The organism is Bacillus sp. EE-W1 (assembly GCF_009760835.1).
Taxonomy (GTDB): Bacteria; Bacillota; Bacilli; order Bacillales; family Bacillaceae_G; genus Bacillus_A; species Bacillus_A wiedmannii.
Map to the genome: position 1 here is coordinate 18,927 of NZ_WIPE01000074.1, position 18,051 is coordinate 36,977.

At 33.2% G+C, this 18,051-nt stretch carries 19 protein-coding genes; 5 read left to right on the forward strand and 14 right to left on the reverse strand.

Features of this window, described 5'->3' with window-relative positions:
- Positions 1-89 precede the first annotated feature (89 nt).
- The 8 genes from GFJ36_RS19390 to GFJ36_RS19425 all read right to left on the reverse strand — a co-directional run bounded on the left by GFJ36_RS19390 (position 90) and on the right by GFJ36_RS19425 (position 6,934).
- The gene (locus GFJ36_RS19390; protein WP_000349636.1) at positions 90-392 is read right to left on the reverse strand and encodes a metal-sensing transcriptional repressor; all 303 of its coding nucleotides are present in this window, start codon (positions 390-392) and stop codon (positions 90-92) included.
- A 293-nt stretch (positions 393-685) separates the two neighbouring features.
- Complete coding sequence (locus GFJ36_RS19395; protein WP_000849106.1) at positions 686-913, reverse strand: hypothetical protein; 228 nt, start codon at positions 911-913, stop codon at positions 686-688.
- 276 nt (positions 914-1,189) lie between these two features.
- On the reverse strand, positions 1,190-2,008 hold the full coding sequence (locus GFJ36_RS19400; protein WP_097889695.1) for an alpha/beta hydrolase: 819 nt from the start codon (positions 2,006-2,008) through the stop codon (positions 1,190-1,192).
- 17 nt (positions 2,009-2,025) lie between these two features.
- On the reverse strand, positions 2,026-2,847 hold the full coding sequence (locus tag GFJ36_RS19405) for an ABC transporter ATP-binding protein (protein WP_046956533.1): 822 nt from the start codon (positions 2,845-2,847) through the stop codon (positions 2,026-2,028).
- Positions 2,848-2,861: 14 nt separating this feature from the next.
- Positions 2,862-3,884, reverse strand: coding sequence for a FecCD family ABC transporter permease (locus tag GFJ36_RS19410; RefSeq protein WP_088609494.1), 1,023 nt, complete (start codon positions 3,882-3,884; stop codon positions 2,862-2,864).
- Positions 3,877-4,884 (reverse strand): FecCD family ABC transporter permease, encoded by a 1,008-nt coding sequence (locus tag GFJ36_RS19415; RefSeq protein WP_088122939.1) that lies wholly within the window; start codon positions 4,882-4,884, stop codon positions 3,877-3,879. The genes GFJ36_RS19410 and GFJ36_RS19415 overlap by 8 nt, the downstream gene beginning before the upstream one ends.
- Before the next feature lie 27 nt (positions 4,885-4,911).
- Complete coding sequence (locus tag GFJ36_RS19420; RefSeq protein WP_060487502.1) at positions 4,912-5,877, reverse strand: iron-hydroxamate ABC transporter substrate-binding protein; 966 nt, start codon at positions 5,875-5,877, stop codon at positions 4,912-4,914.
- 298 nt (positions 5,878-6,175) lie between these two features.
- The gene (locus GFJ36_RS19425) at positions 6,176-6,934 is read right to left on the reverse strand and encodes an exodeoxyribonuclease III (RefSeq protein ID WP_157349721.1); all 759 of its coding nucleotides are present in this window, start codon (positions 6,932-6,934) and stop codon (positions 6,176-6,178) included.
- Between the two features lie 154 nt (positions 6,935-7,088).
- Between GFJ36_RS19425 and GFJ36_RS19430 the strand changes: the two genes are divergently transcribed.
- From GFJ36_RS19430 to GFJ36_RS19440, 3 genes are read left to right on the forward strand one after another with little or no spacing between them, the layout of a single operon-like run.
- Positions 7,089-7,661: a bifunctional transcriptional activator/DNA repair enzyme AdaA gene (locus GFJ36_RS19430; protein ID WP_060487504.1), complete on the forward strand. Its 573-nt coding sequence runs from the start codon at positions 7,089-7,091 to the stop codon at positions 7,659-7,661.
- A gap of 4 nt (positions 7,662-7,665) precedes the next feature.
- Complete coding sequence (locus GFJ36_RS19435) at positions 7,666-8,196, forward strand: methylated-DNA--[protein]-cysteine S-methyltransferase (RefSeq protein WP_088064252.1); 531 nt, start codon at positions 7,666-7,668, stop codon at positions 8,194-8,196.
- Complete coding sequence (locus tag GFJ36_RS19440; protein ID WP_087985002.1) at positions 8,193-9,104, forward strand: DNA-3-methyladenine glycosylase family protein; 912 nt, start codon at positions 8,193-8,195, stop codon at positions 9,102-9,104. Before GFJ36_RS19435 ends, GFJ36_RS19440 begins: the two co-directional genes overlap by 4 nt.
- Positions 9,105-9,140: 36 nt before the next feature.
- On the opposite strand, the gene pepT is transcribed toward GFJ36_RS19440, so the two are convergent.
- Positions 9,141-10,373, reverse strand: coding sequence for a peptidase T (gene pepT, locus GFJ36_RS19445; protein ID WP_097889694.1), 1,233 nt, complete (start codon positions 10,371-10,373; stop codon positions 9,141-9,143).
- Between the two features lie 193 nt (positions 10,374-10,566).
- On the opposite strand from pepT, the gene GFJ36_RS19450 reads away from it, so the two are divergent.
- On the forward strand, positions 10,567-11,205 hold the full coding sequence (locus tag GFJ36_RS19450; protein ID WP_097889693.1) for a YczE/YyaS/YitT family protein: 639 nt from the start codon (positions 10,567-10,569) through the stop codon (positions 11,203-11,205).
- A 91-nt stretch (positions 11,206-11,296) separates the two neighbouring features.
- On the opposite strand, the gene GFJ36_RS19455 is transcribed toward GFJ36_RS19450, so the two are convergent.
- The 3 genes from GFJ36_RS19455 to GFJ36_RS19465 form a co-directional block, all read right to left on the reverse strand.
- On the reverse strand, positions 11,297-11,614 hold the full coding sequence (locus GFJ36_RS19455) for a hypothetical protein (RefSeq protein WP_060487508.1): 318 nt from the start codon (positions 11,612-11,614) through the stop codon (positions 11,297-11,299).
- A gap of 317 nt (positions 11,615-11,931) precedes the next feature.
- Positions 11,932-12,507 carry a histidine phosphatase family protein gene (locus tag GFJ36_RS19460; RefSeq protein WP_097889692.1) on the reverse strand — a complete coding sequence of 192 codons (576 nt, stop codon included), beginning with the start codon at positions 12,505-12,507 and terminating at the stop codon, positions 11,932-11,934.
- Positions 12,508-12,537: 30 nt separating this feature from the next.
- A complete protein-coding gene (locus GFJ36_RS19465; protein ID WP_097889691.1) occupies positions 12,538-13,353 on the reverse strand; it encodes an alpha/beta fold hydrolase in 816 nt (271 codons plus the stop codon).
- Between the two features lie 439 nt (positions 13,354-13,792).
- Between GFJ36_RS19465 and GFJ36_RS19470 the strand changes: the two genes are divergently transcribed.
- A complete protein-coding gene (locus GFJ36_RS19470; protein ID WP_157349722.1) occupies positions 13,793-16,513 on the forward strand; it encodes a sensor domain-containing phosphodiesterase in 2,721 nt (906 codons plus the stop codon).
- 96 nt (positions 16,514-16,609) lie between these two features.
- Here the strand turns inward: GFJ36_RS19470 and GFJ36_RS19475 are convergent, their stop codons facing one another.
- Positions 16,610-17,677, reverse strand: a complete 1,068-nt coding sequence (locus GFJ36_RS19475; protein WP_088609498.1) for an undecaprenyldiphospho-muramoylpentapeptide beta-N-acetylglucosaminyltransferase — start codon at positions 17,675-17,677, stop codon at positions 16,610-16,612.
- A 48-nt stretch (positions 17,678-17,725) separates the two neighbouring features.
- A complete protein-coding gene (locus GFJ36_RS19480; RefSeq protein ID WP_060487512.1) occupies positions 17,726-18,046 on the reverse strand; it encodes a DUF6572 domain-containing protein in 321 nt (106 codons plus the stop codon).
- Positions 18,047-18,051: the final 5 nt, after the last annotated feature.

The window sequence follows — 18,051 nt, forward strand, 5'->3', positions numbered from 1 at the left end:
TTTATTTTACATACACTTTTTCACATCAATACCCCGAAATCTTATATGAAGGTAAACAAAAAACAAGCCAGTTACATACTAGCTTGTTTTTACGCTTTTGAAAAACGTTCAAATACAGTCATTAATTCTTCAATTGCTTCGTCACCATTGCCATCTTTAATAGCACCTGAAACACAATGACTTGTATGGTTTTTTAATACACCCATTCCTACTTTTTTCATCGCTGCATTAATCGCTGAAATTTGCACTAAAATATCCACGCAATAACGATCATTTTCAATCATATTTTGAATACCGCGGACCTGTCCTTCAATTCTCTTTAATCTATTTATAATCTGCTCTTTTTCTTTTTCTGATCTATGTGTTACCGCTTCATGCTCTTTATGATCCATAATTATCACCTTCTTAAAGTTTCTCTTCATCCAATAAAACAATTGCTTTTACGAGTATACCAATTATAGCATTAATTATCTACGTATGATACCCCATATGAGTATATTTCCGCTCTATGCTTATTCTTAACAACTTATTAGCTTCTCAGACTCAATTATTATGATACCCTTGCCTTTTTTTCAAAAAACAATAATAAGCAGGGATTATCCATCCCCGCTTATTATTCATCCACAAATATAAAAGTCTCAATTTTCACACGTTTAAATTGAGACTTTTTTCTTCCTATATATAATTATTGCTGATCACATACTTTTGTATCATTCACTACTGAAGTTCCTTCAACGGTTACCGTATGAAAACAATCATTTACACGAACTGTCACGACATTATCTTGCCGATCAATAACGTGATATTCATTAAAATTTTTATTCAGAGCACTGCGAATTTGTTCTCCTTCATAAATTGGAATGCCATGTGATAAAACCCAAATAAGCCCAGCGATAGCAAGAATAGTTTTCATACGATCTACCTCCTTGAGAATATAGTGAACTTTTAATCCATGCTGTTTCAGCTCTTCTAATCATGAATGGAATGAATCAAGCCTTTTTGGAAATAAGTTCATTTCGTCTATTTTATGTTTATGCTAATTGTGACCGAATTGTGACAACTTTTTGTCTCTTTAGACGAAAAGTTGAAACAAAACGTTCAAAAAGGACAATTCTACTTGCACAAACAAAAGGCTATGGAAAATTTACCATAGCCTTTTGTTTGCATTTTATTAGATATTCATTTCAATTTATACGTAACTAATAAACCTTAACCCTTTACTTAAAGAAGTCGGCACAACAGATGCGTGATTCTCCCCTTCAGCTTCATAAAACGTAAATCGAAACTGACCGTGTTCTACTCGGAGAAGGCGCTCTGATAATTCATTTGCCCCTATAACCATATGCTCCCGTTCTAGTGACCCAACTGTAAGGAACACTCCCGTTTGAAACTTGGCACTGTTTAATTCATTTATAAGATTCGCTTCTTTTTCAAGCACAGATTGGTTATTCCACCAGATTGATGGACTACTAATAAAATAATTTTGAAAGGCATTTACGTTTGTAAATAATATATGTAAAGCAAATAAGCCACCTAACGAATGCCCAAATAATGTTTGCTTTCCTTTATCAATCTTATAATTATTTTCAATTTGAGGTTTCAGTTCTTCTTCCATAAAAGTAAAGAAGTTATGTGCTCCTCCTGTTTTAGGCCACGGTTTGCCATCTGGTTTTAAAGGCGCATCTTTTGAAATTACACTTGGCGTAAAATCATAACATCTTTCTTCTCCTGAAAATGCCTCTTCAATTGGATAACCAATACCTATTATAATGGCTGGTGAAACACCTGTTTTTTCCGCTCTAACTGATTGTATTTTAACCGCTTCATGGAATGTTTGAAAAAAGGCATTGCCATCTAATACGTATATAACAGGATATCCTGACTCTGGTGCTGGCCGCCTCGGCTTTGAAATATGAATTTGATATTCCTTACAGTCTAATTTTGAATACAGTTTCCACTGTTCTGTATTAGGTGTAATAATCTGCTGTTTTTCAATAGTAGTATTCATCTTATATTCCCCCCTTCTTAACTCGTTACATATATCTCTACTTTCTCTTCTTGAAGTGCAACGCTATCGTATCCAAAACAAACAGGAGACCCATTATACGGATCAATCATGACACGCGCATCAATATGAAATACTTCTTTTAACACTTCATTTGTAATGATTTCTTCTGGGCTACCAGTTGTAACGATTTCCCCTTCCTTCATCGCAATAATTTCATCTGAAAACCTTGCTGCATGGTTAATATCATGTAGTACCATAACAACCGTACAATTATGTTCTTTATTTAACTTCTCCACAATTTGTAATACATCTAATTGATGAGACATATCGAGATATGTAGTTGGTTCATCTAGTAGTAACACTTCTGTCTCTTGTGCTAAAGCCATCGCTAGCCATACCTTTTGTCTTTGACCGCCTGATAAATTTGCAATTTGTCTCGTTCGAAATTCAGAAGTTTTCGTTATATCTAATGCCCAATCAATCATCTCTTTATCTTTTGAAGTTAACTTATTTACATTATTTCGATGTGGATAGCGTCCATAGGAAATTAATTCTTCCACTTTAAGTTCTCCTGGTGCAATTGGAGTTTGCGGGAGTAAAGCTAACTGCTTCGCAATTTCTTTTGTTGGAATCGTATTTAAATCCTGTCCTTGCAAATATACTTTACCGCTCTTTTGCTTTAAAATTCTTCCCATTGTTTTTAACAGTGTTGATTTCCCGCACCCGTTTGGCCCTATAATTGTCGTTACTTTTCCTTCTTGTATTTCCACATTTAAATCGCGAAACACTGTAAGCTTTTCATAACTCGTTTCTAAATTTTTTGCACTTAAAATACTCACTTTTATTCCTCCTCTTACGCTTTCGCCTTATAAAGTAAATATAAGAAATACGGTACACCGACAATAGAAATAACGATTCCAACAGGTAACTCTACAGGGGTGAAAACTGTTTTTGCAATAAAGTCTGAAGCTATTACAAGGAACATTCCGATTACTCCGCACGTAGGAATGATATGCTTATGCTGAATACCGACAAGCCTTTTTGCTATATGCGGTGCCATTAATCCAATGAAACCAATACTTCCTGAAACTGCAACACATGCACTTACAAGTCCGATACTACTTAATAGTAAAATAGATTTCTCTCTTTCTACTGAAACACCTAAACTTGTAATACTCGTTTCTTCCAATTGAAATAAATCTAATAAATAAGCTTTCTTTTGTATAAGCGGAATTAATATGATAAGCCACGGCAACATAGCAATAATATACTTCCAGTTTGCACTATATATACTTCCTGACACCCAAACTGCAGCCATCTCGAAATCAGTTGACTTCATTTTGAGTGATAAGTACATAGAAAATGCTCCAAATCCTGACCCAATCGCAATCCCTGTTAATAAAAGACGTTGGGAGTCTAGCTTACCGTTTTTCCATGAAAACAGATAAATGATGATAGCTGCACCTAATCCGCCGACTAAACCAAACATTGGCATCATCATAATAGACATCCAGTCTGTGCTCTTTAATTGCCCTTGAAAGAAAAACATAAAAATAACGATTGCTGTGCCGGCCCCAGCATTCACTCCTAAAATACCTGGGTCTGCCAATCCATTTCTCGTAATCCCTTGAATAACAGCACCTGCAACGCCTAGGCCTAATCCTACTAGCCCAGCAATTACGATACGAGGAAGACGAAACTCAAAAATAACTAAATCATGGTCTGGTACTGGATCTATTCTAAAGAGTGTTTTAAATACATCTGTAATTGTAATATCAAACGTACCATTCGTTAAACTAATATAAATAGCACATAGTATTAAAAATATAATAATCCCCATCGTCATTCCAAAACGTTGACTTGAACTTTTAAGCATGTCTCTCTCCTCCTCTTGTACGAATTAAATAAAGGAAGAAAGGAATTCCAATTAAGGAGGTAACGACCCCAATAGGTGTTTCAAATGGATAGTTTACAAATCTACTTAAAACATCACATAACGCTAAGAAAACTCCACCAATAACGCCTGCACATGGCAAAATCCACTTATAATCTACCCCAATTATAAAGCGAGTAATGTGCGGAATAATTAAACCTACAAAACCAACTTTTCCTACTAAAGCAACTGCTGTTCCTGTTAAAAAGATAACTGATAAAATTGCCATCGCTTTAACTAGTTTTGTACGCTGCCCTAGATTAATAGAAACTTCTTCTCCTAAAGAAAGAATGGTAATAGATTTTGATATTAACAACGCTAAAATTATTCCGATTATCCCAAACGGTATCGTGATTTTAATGATATTAGGATCCACTTGGTCTAACTTTGCATTAAACCAAAAACTAACATTTTGAGAGATTTGGAAATATGATGCCATCGCGGCCGATACACTACTTAAAAATGTTCCAATAACTGTTCCGATAATCGCTAACCTAACTGGTGATAAGCCATTTTGAAGGAGCGAGCCAAAACCAAACACGATACCGGCTCCTAGTGCAGAACCAATCATTGAACATAAAACCATACCAATTGATGACATTCCCGGAAGAAAAATCATACAAAGTGTAATAACAAAGGCTGCCCCATCCGTCACACCCATAATAGAAGGGGATGCAAGATAGTTTCTTGTCATCCCCTGCATAAGTGCTCCTGATATGGCTAGAAATGCTCCAACTAAAAGAGCTGCAACTACCCTTGGTAAACGTGAAGTAATAATAATATTATGATTTACATCGCTTGAATCAAAATGAAATAATGCGTTCCACACTATTTCAGCATCAATACTCTTCGCCCCATACAAAATAGAAAATATAACTGTAAATAAGATGAGTATGGGTGCTATACATAATATAGTCACTGGTACTGCATTTGTTTTCTGCATATCATTCAACGCACCTTACTTATTGTATTATTTAGATAAATTTTTCACTGCTTCTTTTAAGAATGCTGTTTTACTCCAAGCAGTACCACCTTGTGCCATTGGGTCTACAACGTTTACAAATACTTTCTTTTCCTTCGCAGCATTCATACTTTGCCAAATTGGATTACTTTCAATTTCTTCTAGCACTTTCGGATTTTTATTTTCAGTTGTCTCATATTGTAAGAAAATATAATCCGGATTAAGTTCAGCAAGTTTTTCAAATGAAATTTTCTCTTGTGCTTTTACAGTTTTCAATTGTTCTGGAGCAGTTAATCCAAGATCTTTATAAATGACAGGGTTGAAGTATACTCCTTCTGGATATAGGAATAATTCGTTTGCTCTTAGTCTAATGACAAGTACTTTTTTGTCTTTTAACTTATCTCCTAGTTTTGCTTTTGCCTTTTCAGCGTCTGAATTGTAATCTTTAATAATTTTTTCTGCTTTATCTTTTTTACCAGTTAATTCTCCCATTAACTTTAAGTTATCTTCCCAATTTGTTGAAACGTGTGATACCGGGAATGTAGGAGCTACTTTCGTAAACTTTTCAGCTGTTTCTGCTGGGAATTTCGTACTTGATGTAATAACGTCTGGCTTTAATTGTAGTAATGTTTCAAAATTTGGTTGCATTTTCTCGCCAACAGATTTCGCACCCTCTAAATCTTTCTCAAGATACTTCGGTAATTTACCACCAACAGTAATGGCACCTACTGGCTTAATACCAAGTACCGCTGCATCTTCCATTGACTCTAAACTAGCTGTCGCAATTTTATCTACTTTTGCTGGTACTGTATATTCTTTACCTAAATATGTAATTTTTCTTTTTTCGTCTTTTTTCGTTTCCGTAGCTTTTGTCTGTTGCTTTTGTTCTCCTGAAGTTTTATCCGTACTATTGCATGCTGCTAGTCCTACACTTAAAACTGTAACCATCCCTAAAGTAAATAACTTCTTGTTCATCTTTATATAACTCCTCTCGAATTCTCAAACTATATTCTCAATAAAATTTAACTATATGAAACTTGTCTCACATATATATTTCATTAGATTAATAATTCTATCCAGAACTCATTCTCGTTCACTTCCCCTAAACTATAATTCTTTTACACCTCATCTATTGATAACACTTTTCATTGATAATGATTATCGTTACTAAGTATATATTTAATATGCAATTATTTCAAGAAAGATTTGAAAAATTTTAACAAACTGAATAAAAAAGAAGTATCCGCCTAATCTTAGGAAGATACTTCTTTTTTTAGAAATTTATATGTAATTCAACTGGGCAATGGTCTGATCCCATCACTTCACTATTAATTTTCGCCTCTGTTATTTTGTCTTTCATTCTTTCCGAAACAACAAAATAATCTAAACGCCATCCAATATTTTTTGCTCTCGCTCCCATACGATACGACCACCACGAATATGCACCTTCCTGATCAGGATACAGATAACGATACGTATCAATAAATCCTTCTTCTAAAATACATATGAATTTCTCTCGTTCCTCATCAGAGAATCCAGGGTTTTTACGATTACTTTTTGGATTTTTTAAATCGATTTCTTTGTGAGCAACGTTTAAATCACCGCAAAAAACAACGGGCTTTTTTTCATCTAATTGCTTAATATAAGCCCTGAAATCATCTTCCCATTTCATTCTGTAATCTAATCGTTCTAATCCTCGTTTTGAGTTTGGTGTATATAACGTTATCATGTAAAAATCTTCGAATTCTAAAGTAATAACTCGTCCTTCTTGATCATGCTCTTCAATTCCTAAACCGTATGTTACAGATAGCGGTTCTTTTTTCGAAAAAATAGCCGTTCCTGAATAACCTTTTTTCACAGCATAATTCCAGTATGTATAATATCCCTCTGGATTCAAATCAATTTGCCCATCTTGTAATTTAATCTCTTGTAAACAAAATATATCAGCATTTGATTCCTCAAGATATTCTAAAAATCCACCTTTTGCGATAACTGCTCGCAAACCATTTACATTCCACGAAATTAACTTCACCTATAGTCCTCCTCTTGATGTTCACTTTCAAATTTCATGCTATCACAAAATAGAAAAACAATCATATTTTCACCTTTGTAATCTTGCTCTTACATTTGTGAATACATACATACGCACTTTATTCAGGTTATACTAATTTCAGAGGTGATGTTCTTTGCACAATGAAGGGATTACGTTAACAAATGAGCATTGGCAAGCAATTATTCATAATGATTCTTCCTATGATAGTAAATTCTTTTATGCTGTGAAATCAACCGGAATCTTTTGCCGACCGTCATGCAAATCAAGAATACCGAATAGAAACAATGTACGAATTTTTCATCATGCAGAGCAAGCATTAAGCGAAAAATTCCGCCCTTGCAAACGTTGTAAACCAAATGGGCTCACTTTACCTAATGAAGAGTGGGTAGAACAAATTAAAGATTATATCAAAAAGCACTTTGACGAATTATTAACTCTCAACATACTTGCTGAAATATGTCATGGTAGCCCATTTCATTTGCAACGCACTTTCAAAAAAGTAACAGGAATAAGTCCAATAGAATATATACAGCAGTTTAGGATTGTTAAAGCGGCAGAACACCTTTTACACACAAATCAATCCATTAAAGAAATTAGTACTGCTGTCGGGATAGAAAACCCAGAGTATTTCGCAACTTTATTTAAAAAGAAAACCGGATTCACTCCTACTGAATATCGAAAAAAGAACGAAATGAAAGAAGGATAAAATAATGAATTCCTCCAAAAATAAATTTATATATTGGACGCTACTTACACATGAAAATTGGCAGTTTCATATTGCTGCAACTGAAAATGGACTATGCTTCATTGGATCACAAGATGAAAAATTTGAAGAACTAAATATATGGGCTAGAAAGAAATTGCCACAACATATATTGGCATGTAATCCAGATTACCTACAATCATATACGAAAGAAGTTATCGAGTATTTAGAAAGTAAACGAGAAACTTTTACATTCCCTATCGATGCTTACGGAACTGATTTTCAATTATCTGTTTGGAATACGGTACGTGAAATTCCTTATGGGGAGACATATTCTTATTCAGAAATTGCCGAAAGAATGCAAAAACCTACTGCTGTGCGTGCCGTTGCTACTGCTATTGCTGCCAACCCTCTTCTCATTACAATTCCTTGCCATCGTGTTATTGGAAAGAATGGTAAACTAACCGGTTTTAGAGGTGGATTAGAAATGAAGAAAGTGTTGCTTACATTAGAAAAGTCTCCGGTAGAATGCATATGACAGCAAAATATACTAGCACATTAACTTTAGCAGTTCCAACAGAATTTAGTTTCCAAGAAAATTTACGCTATCTATCACGTTCTAACAATGAATGTATGTTCCACATTGAAGATAACAAAATTTATAAAGTTATCCCTGTTCAGGATGTACATCCTTTAGTTGAAATTAGTATGAACTCGGATGATAATATTCAAATACGTTTTTTAGAAGAATCATATACGTCTGAAGAATCGATATGCGAAGCTGTAGCTCACTATGTAAAAGAGTGGTTTGATTTAACTACTGATTTAGCTCCCTTTTATACATTAGCTAAACATGATGTACTCCTTCAAGGACCAATTGAACAATATTATGGGCTTCGTACTTTAGGTATTCCAGACTTATTTGAAGCACTTTCCTGGGGAATTATCGGTCAGCAAATTAATCTCACATATGCTTATACACTAAAAAGAAGATTAGTCGAACACTTTGGAAATTATGTAGAATGGAACGATAGTAAACATTGGATATTCCCTTCTCCTGAAACGATTGCCAATTTACATGTAGAGGATCTCAAAAACTTAAAAATGACGACTAGAAAATGCGAATATGTAATAGGTATTGCAAAGCTTATTACAGAAGGAAAATTATCAAAAGAATCTTTACTGCAAATACAAGATGTGCAACAAGCTGAAAAACAATTAACTGCTATACATGGTATAGGACCGTGGACTGCCAACTATGTTTTAATGCGCTGCTTACGATTTCCTTCCGCTTTTCCCATTGACGATGTTGGCTTGCACAATGCAATTAAATATATAACAGGTTCTGAAAGTAAACCGACTAAACAGGAAATAAAAGATTTTGCGGCAAATTGGACCAACTGGGAGTCTTACGCAACTTTTTATTTGTGGCGAGTATTATACTAAAAAACCAAGTAGCGCATCCGCACTACTTGGTTTTTTTTAAGCTTGTTCTTCGAAGCGTCTTGCGATTTCCACAATAACTTGAACAGCTTTTTCCATCGTATCCACCGAAACATATTCAAATTTACCGTGATAGTTTTCACCACCTGTGAAAATATTCGGCGTTGGTAATCCCATATACGATAATTGTGATCCATCTGTTCCACCACGAATCGGGTGAATGTTTGGTTCGATATTTAAACTTTTCATCGCTTCATATGCAATATCAACAATTTCTCTCACTGGTTCGATTTTTTCAAGCATGTTATAGTATTGATCATTCATTTCTAAAACGACTGCATTTTGTCCATACTTCTCTTGCATTTGCTTCACAATATTTTCAACGTTATGTTTACGCGCCTCAAAATTTTCACGATCAAAATCTCGAATAATATAATACGCTTTACTTTGCTCAACATCACCATTTAATGAAAGTAAATGATAGAATCCTTCATAGCCTTCTGTATATTCTGGTGCCTCTTCTACTGGTAAGTGCCCATTAAACTCCATAGCAAGTTTAGTTGCATTACGCATTTTATTTTTCGCTGTTCCGGGATGTGTATTCGTTCCGTTAAACGTTAACTTAGCACCTGCAGCATTAAAGCTTTCATACTCTAAACCACCTAATGGACCTCCATCCATCGTATAAGCACATGATGCACCAAATGCTTCTACATCAAAATGCGCTGGCCCACGACCAATTTCTTCATCCGGCGTAAATGCTACTCTTATTTTCCCATGTTTAATTTGCGGATTATGTATTAAATAGTTCATTGCAACCATAATTTCAGTTAGACCAGCTTTATCATCTGCTCCTAGAAGTGTCGTACCATCCGTTGTAATAATCGTATGTCCTTTATATGATGGTAATTCTGGAAACTGTTCTGGCGTTAACACAACATTTAGCTCTTCATTTAACGTAATTGCATTGCCATCAAAATTTTCATGAATTTGTGGTTTTACGTTTTTCCCTGTAAAGTCTGTTGCCGTATCTAAATGTGCTAAAAAGCCGATTACTGGAACATCCTTATTCGTATTAGCAGGAAGTGTTGCCATTACATACCCATTATCATCCATTGTTACTTCTGTTAAGCCAATCTCTTTTAACTCTTCCACTAATAACTTACCAAACTCAATTTGTCCAGATGTTGTTGGTACTGTATGACTTTCTTCATTCGATTGTGTATCAATCTTTACATATCTCGTAAATCTTTCAATAAGTTCTTGTTGCAAACTCATTCACTCCCTTTTATGTTTCTCTCTCTATTATAATCCTTAAAACGAAATATTTTAACTTTTTTGACTGCGAATATATATTTCATTTGTATTTTAGCAATTTTAAATAACAACTAAAAAGTCTTAATATTTGTACATTAAAAATCTTACATGTAATATACATAATTATAAAATATAGGAGGTATTAAAGATGAGGCTAACTCTCTTTCGCTATTTTCTTTTTTTCTTAGGGTTAATTTTTTTTGGCCTTGGAAATGCTCTTGCAGTCAAAGTGAAATTTCTCGGTTTACATCCTTGGGAAGTTTTAAATATGGCTCTCTACCAAAGATTTGGATGGACCATTGGTACGTGGAGTGTCATATGTGGATTATGTCTCGTTCTCATTTCTTTATTAGTAGATCGAAAATATATAAATGTGGGCACATTTTTAAATGCACTACTTATCGGTCCCATTATGGACTTTTTCTTACAATCAAACATTCTTCCAAACGCTAGTGATTATTTATGGATAAACTTACTCATTTTATTTGCTGGGATTGCAATTACAGGTATTGGGGGAGGGATGTATGTTGCGGCTGGGATTGGTGCTGGCCCTCGAGATGGATTCATGCTTACTATTTCCGACAAAACAGGGCTATCTATTAGCCGTGCTAGAATCATAGTAGAATGTGTTGTACTAGTTATTGGATTTATGCTAGGAGGTCCTGTTTTCATCGTAACTTTTCTTTACACCTTTATTCAAAGTCCAATCTTTCAGCAATCATTTAAGATGTTTCAAACCCTCTTACATACTTTACATAACAAAGAGAAAGTTAATGAACATATTTAAACTACAACTTAATACAAAGTATTCACCCTATTTACGATTCTCACCGCAAATAGGGTGTTTCTTTTTTCATCTCACAATTTCAGAATATATACTACTCATTTACAATAAAAGTATATACATCGTCATAAATACAACCATTTACTTTAATTACATACTTCCCTGGTTTACTAAAACGAATTGTGTAATTATTTAACTGAATTGCTTCTTTATCTCCAGAAAGAATATCAATACTTCTACCACTCAATACATAAAATTCACTTTGATTCATCGTTACATCAATCGCATTGAAATTTCCTTCTTTCACCTGCTTTGTTTCCGCAGCGCTTACACTTGGTTCTAAAAACAGTAGTCCACTTAATCCAACCGTACCTGCTAAAGCTACTCCCGCAAACTTTTTAATCTTTTTCATCACATTGTCCTCCTTATAAATTTTGTATAAAGGTGATTTTCCCCTTTACACCACAAAGCCTATATGTAATGAAATGAAAAGTAAACGGGGACCGTAAGACAAAATTCTACATCTTTTTTTCCAATTGAATAGAAATCCAACGTTTGGAGTTTTGTCACATTTTAAATTGTTTCCTTAACCCAACTTCCATTTATATTATTCAGAAATTGAATAATTACTTATTGATTTAAGATTCTAAAAATAGTTGATAAAAATGCTTTCTATAAAAAAAGTATATTTTATAAGTACGAATTAAAACACACTCCATATATTCAGTTTCATTCTCCTATCCATAATTTTTTTACATTCAATAATTGTTCATCATTAAATTCCAGCTTATATATGTCAGGCTTTGATGTATGTATTAGAAATTCAAACCCGTATTGCTTATCAAAATAATTCATCATGAGTGTCATTACAAGCCCATGTGTGCCAATTACAATTTTTTGTCCTTGAAAATCCATTAATATTTCCTTTAACACTTTCACTACCCGTCTCTGACAATCCTTATATGACTCTCCTTCTGTTAGTGCAAAATCCGGATCAGAGAACATCTTCTTTACAAGCGGATATACCTCTCTATCTAATATAACTTGATCCCCACTGGAAAACATACACTCTTTAAGGTTTTCATATATTAATATTTCTTTTTCATAGAAATTGGCTGTTTTTTCTATCGTTAACACAGCCCTCTTATATGGACTTGAAATGAAAGTATCGATTCCCTCTGTTTTTAATATGTCTGTTATTCTATGAGCGTCTAAACTTCCCTTTTCAGTTAAACCACGTGTTCTTTCACTCCCTTCTAATTTTGATGATTCACCGTGCCTAACCATATAAATATATGTATTCATACTTCCTCCTTGAAAATATTCATTCGTTTTTTATAAATTTTGTTGTTTTGTTCGTGTAATCCATTCTCCTACTAAACTCTCGAATAGTTCAGGCTGTTCAATTTGCAAATTATGTCCCGCCATATCAAGCACCGCTAATGTTGCTCTTGGATAATCTTCAATAATTTCTATAATATCTCGATAACCTACCGATATATCTTGTCTTCCTGCTAATAAAAGAACGGGTTTCTCATATTTCTTTCGGTGAAACTCCATAGTAAGAGAATATTTTTTTTGCAATCTTTCAATAAATTCATAATTAGCAACATCTAACCCCGGCTTAATTTCTTCTTTAAATCGCTTATATGTATATTCATTTGCTACCACTGCTAACTCGCTAAATTCTTTTCTTTCGGTAGAAGTTAACGTATTTAAAAACTCCTTATCTTGTACAATTATCTGTTTATCCGGTAAACGTCTTTCTTTTTGCAGTGCAACAACCACAGGACATATTAATAATAATCCATTGACTCTCTCAAACATTTTTGAAAGTATCCCTCTAGCTAAATATCCGCCGAAAGACTCTCCTACTAGTAAAAAATCTTTCTTTGGAATGATTTCTTCAATAAATATAGTTAACACTTCTAATATATGATCTGAACTATTTACCCAATCTGGAGCGTTCGACTTTCCCATTCCAGGTAAATCAATATATATTCGTTGATAACCTTCATATTTTTGAAATACTGATTCCATACATTTCATCATTAACCTATGATCCGGCGCACAGCCATGTATAATAATGACTGGCTTACCCTCTCCAACAATTTCATAGTATATTTCCGCATCTTTAATTCGCCATAACATAAAAAGTCCTCCCTATTTAGTGAAAATACTATCCACTCTGTAAGAATACACGTTCTTATTTTATATCCTTTTGTAACATTTTTACAAATGTTAATTTTCAGATTAAAAATGAAAATCTTACTTAAAATAGCCTATAACAATCAAAAGATCAGCTAGAAAGAGGATTCTCATCATTTTATATGCAATTTTGCATCTCCGCTTGCAAATCACTAAAAAACCTTTACAATTCAAAGGATGACTAAATATACAATTTCTATTTAAAATCTTGATGCAATACATACTATCAAACGCAATGTTTTTTTAATTTTAAGAAGTATTAAACTCTTCAATACTTTCCTTATAAACAAGATTTTTACAAGGAAATCTGATACAATTTTTAAGTAATATTATTATGTATAGATATTACGAATATAGTGCATAATTAAAGAAGGTGATTTTATTGGAATTAAATAAAAATTTACAACTATGTATATTAATCGGAACATTAATATGCTATTCAATCTATTTTATATTTTTTTATCTGTTCCCTACTCATTTTTCAAATTCGGATGTACGCTTCGCTTCACTTATTGTTGAAGCCATTACATTTGTATCACTAATTTATTCTATATATTCTAAAAAAGTCAGTTCAAATCCGTTTTGGATATGTATCACGATAGCAATTGGGAGTTTTTTATTAGGTAAAATAGTATATACATATCAAGATAGTTTCTTCGAAATTCCAATACATCGTTTTACTATTTCTGATGTATTTTACATGTTTTTTCTACTCTTTTGTCTTATCGCTTTCAGTTATAAAATTTTAAAAGAATGCGATAAATGGGAAAAAACGTTCTTTATTTGTGATATATGTATAGTACTTACTTCCATATTCACATTAGAGTGGTATTTATTTAATCAACCAAATTTAAATATATTCTCTCTTTCACTAGGCGATGTTTTCCTTTCATTTCTATATCCAATTGCAGATTTATTGTTTCTTCTACTAGGCGTTAGTCTCTTTTTCCGTCCGACAATTTTTAATTCTAAACGGAAGATTTATATCTTTATTTTTGTATTGATAAGTTCTGCAACTTTTAACTATATTTATTTTTACTTAAATAACCATTTAGCAACTGAAACGATAACATTATTACGTCTTTTATATAGAATACCTATATTATTTATTGCAATAGCTGGATCTATTTCAGCAGATCGTAATAGCCATAAAAATTATTTCATTGTTAACCCTATAATAGGAAAAAAGGCTTTAGTTGTATTTCCCTATCTTGCTGTTGCAATACTAATCGGGTTTACATTAAAAGAACAAACATCATCCTCAACTCTCATTACAGGAAATTGTATTACTTTTATTTTCGTACTCATTCGTCATTCTATTGTACGTATGCAAAACAATTCCCTAACAAAACGTTTACAGGCATTCAATGCACAACTAGAAGAAAAGGTGACTTTACGGACTTCTGATTTAGTTCATAAATCAGAGGCTCTATCTCAAAAACAACAAAAGTTTAAATCGTTATATGAATATCACCCTGATCCTATTTTTACAATTGATTTACATGGCGTATTCTTAAATGTAAATCAAGCCGGAAGTATACTACTTGGAGCACCAACAGATGAGTTACTCGGTGAAACTTGTTTTTCGATTATTTTAGATGAAGACAAACATAAACTAACATCTGCATTAGAAAAGGTGAAACAACAAGAATCGGCATACTTACAACTAAGTTCTAAATATAAAGATGGTTTTACTTATTTTTTATACGTTACCATCGTCCCTATTATAATAGACGGACAAATTTCAGGAAGTTATATTATGGTAAAAGATATTACCGCACTAAAAAAGCAACAAGAAGAAATAAAGTATTTAGCATTCCATGATACGGTAACGAAAATTGGGAACCGTGCCTTTTTCCATAAGAAATTAAAAAGAGTTATAAAAAATGCTAAAACAACAGACAGTGAGTTCGCATTATTATACTTAGATTTAGATCGCTTTAAAGCAATTAACGATACACTTGGACATTCGGCAGGAAATCACATATTAGAAGAAGTAGCGAAGCGATTCCAATCATGTCTTCCATCACATACTCATCTGTCAAGAATCGGTGGCGATGAATTTACAATCTTAATTGAAAACTATACTGACGAAGATTCCTTATTCGATTTATGCAACCAGTTATTTGAATGCATGGAAAAACCGTTTGTCATACATGAGCATACATTAACTTTATCACTTAGTATCGGCATCGCTATTTATCCACATTCCGGAATCGATACCGCTACACTTTTGAAAAACGCTAATGTTGCAATGTATGATGCAAAGGCAAAAGAGCTTAACTCTGTCTCTATTTATGACGATGTAATCGCTAAAAAAATTGAAAGACGATTACGATTAGAAAAAGATTTACCAAACGCAATACAAAATGAAGAATTGTTCCTTTTGTATCAACCTCAAGTTGATAGTGAATCTAATAAAATTATCGGTGCAGAAGCTCTAATCAGGTGGAATCATCCTGAATTAGGCGTTATTTCTCCATATGAATTTATTCCGATTGCTGAAGAAACACTACAAATTATTCCAATAGGAAAATGGACATTGCAGCAGGCTTGTGAGCAAATGAAACGTTGGCACACACTCGGATATTCTCATTTAAAAATTGGTGTAAACTTATCTGCTAAAGAATTTGAACAAGAAGATTTTGTAAAGTCTATTTCTTCTACATTAGCAACTACAGGCTTACCGGCAAGTTCTCTCGACCTTGAATTAACAGAGCGCATTGCAATGATGGATGAGCGAGAAACATTGATAAAGCTCCGCACACTAAAGGGTTTAGGAGTTCACATTTCAATCGACGACTTTGGTACAGGTTATTCTTCACTAGCGTATTTACCTTTATATCCAATAGATACGTTAAAAATCCCAAGAGAATTTATTACAATGTCTGAAACGTGTGAAGATGGAATGGAAATTATTAAAACGATTATCACATTAGCACATACATTAGAAATGTCTGTCATTGCAGAAGGTGTAGAAACGAAAGAACATGTGAATTTCCTTCAAAAAAATAAATGTCAGTTTATTCAAGGTTACTATTATAGTAAACCTATCCATACTCATGCATTTACTGAGCTATTAGAAATCGGTATTCACCTATAGTATATTGCTAATATGGATAAGTAATAATGAATTTGAACAACTATAGTAAAAAGGAAAGAAGATATCTTCTTTCCTTTTGTTTTTTTATTTAAATTTCTATTCCTTCACCACTTCATTTATTATATTTATTAATTGATGAATCCCCTCATCATTTGTTTTCTTATATCCATTCATGTTTTGAATATATCTCTCCTTATTTGTATACAACTTATTTACTGCATGTATGAATACATTCGTACTTATTCTGTCCTGGATTATAACTTCCGCATATCCTTGCCGAGAAAAATATTCAGCATTTAAAACTTGATCTCCCCTACTAGAACTATTAGTTAACGGGATAAGCAACATCGGTTTCTTCAAAAATAGCAATTCAGAAATAGCAGTAGAACCTGCTCTAGAAACTACAACACTCGCCATATTTAGTATATGCGGCAACTCGTCCCCTATATACTCAAATTGCATATAACCTTCCATACCAATAGATGAATCCACCTTCCCTTTACCGCACATATGAACAATATTAAAATTTAATAGTAATTTTTCCAAACTTCCCCTTACCATATCATTTATCCATTGAGCACCTTGACTCCCACCCATAATTAACAATACTGGTTTATCTTGCTGAAATTTACAATAGCTTCTTCCCCGCAATACATTGCCCCTCTCAATTTCTTCCCTTACAATTGGTCCTACATAAACCTTCTTCTCATTACTTACATTTTCTCCTGTCTGAGGAAATGTTGTGCATAGTTTTGTAGTAAAAGGTAATGCTATTTTATTTGCTAATCCTAACGTACTATCTGGTTCACGTATTATTACAGGTACTTTATTCATCCACGCTCCTATTACTACAGGAACGGACACAAATCCTCCTGCCGAAAAAACAACATCTGGTTTTATTCGTTTCATCAATTTATAACTTTGTATGCAACCTTTTATTATTTTAAAAGGATCTTTAAAGTTCTCCCAATCCCAATATCTCCTAAGCTTCCCCGTTGAAATACTATTGTATTTCACATTTTGAACTAATAGTTTTTCAATTCCATTTTGAGATCCAATATACTCAATTCCCCATCCTTTTTCCATAAATTTAGGAATCAATACCATATTAATCATTACGTGTCCGGCTGTACCGCCCCCAGTAAAGAGAATCTTTTTATTCATAATTTATATCCACCTTTATCATTAAAAATCTTGTTTTATACTAATCTATTAAATGTAAGTAAACTTACTATTATTTATATAAACATTTAGCTCAAACCCTATATCTTGCAAAAAATCTTTAATAAGATCATAAAAATCATTTCCATACTCACTACATTCATACTGAGCAAAGACTTGAATTACAGGCCTAGTTCCTGTACCTATTACTGGATTTTTCCTATCACCCTTTTTACCTTCCACATAGGCTTGACATTTATTTATCGCCTCATAGATACACAAAACATGCTCTTCCTCATCTTTCCAGTCCAGCGTATCAACAATTAAAAGAAATAGCGTATTTTGATTATCCATTGTTTTATAGCCATTCATATATT

Coding starts and splice junctions, on each gene's coding strand:
- GFJ36_RS19415 (WP_088122939.1), bottom strand. CDS start 4,884: ATGCAGAAAACAAATGCAGTACCAGTGACTATATTATGTATAGCACCC.
- GFJ36_RS19460 (WP_097889692.1), bottom strand. CDS start 12,507: ATGAATACATATATTTATATGGTTAGGCACGGTGAATCATCAAAATTA.
- GFJ36_RS19395 (WP_000849106.1), bottom strand. CDS start 913: ATGAAAACTATTCTTGCTATCGCTGGGCTTATTTGGGTTTTATCACAT.
- GFJ36_RS19465 (WP_097889691.1), bottom strand. CDS start 13,353: ATGTTATGGCGAATTAAAGATGCGGAAATATACTATGAAATTGTTGGA.
- GFJ36_RS19440 (WP_087985002.1), top strand. CDS start 8,193: ATGACAGCAAAATATACTAGCACATTAACTTTAGCAGTTCCAACAGAA.
- GFJ36_RS19390 (WP_000349636.1), bottom strand. CDS start 392: ATGGATCATAAAGAGCATGAAGCGGTAACACATAGATCAGAAAAAGAA.
- GFJ36_RS19455 (WP_060487508.1), bottom strand. CDS start 11,614: ATGAAAAAGATTAAAAAGTTTGCGGGAGTAGCTTTAGCAGGTACGGTT.
- GFJ36_RS19435 (WP_088064252.1), top strand. CDS start 7,666: ATGAATTCCTCCAAAAATAAATTTATATATTGGACGCTACTTACACAT.
- GFJ36_RS19450 (WP_097889693.1), top strand. CDS start 10,567: ATGAGGCTAACTCTCTTTCGCTATTTTCTTTTTTTCTTAGGGTTAATT.
- GFJ36_RS19410 (WP_088609494.1), bottom strand. CDS start 3,884: ATGCTTAAAAGTTCAAGTCAACGTTTTGGAATGACGATGGGGATTATT.
- GFJ36_RS19480 (WP_060487512.1), bottom strand. CDS start 18,046: ATGAATGGCTATAAAACAATGGATAATCAAAATACGCTATTTCTTTTA.
- GFJ36_RS19475 (WP_088609498.1), bottom strand. CDS start 17,677: ATGAATAAAAAGATTCTCTTTACTGGGGGCGGTACAGCCGGACACGTA.
- GFJ36_RS19400 (WP_097889695.1), bottom strand. CDS start 2,008: ATGAATACTACTATTGAAAAACAGCAGATTATTACACCTAATACAGAA.
- GFJ36_RS19420 (WP_060487502.1), bottom strand. CDS start 5,877: ATGAACAAGAAGTTATTTACTTTAGGGATGGTTACAGTTTTAAGTGTA.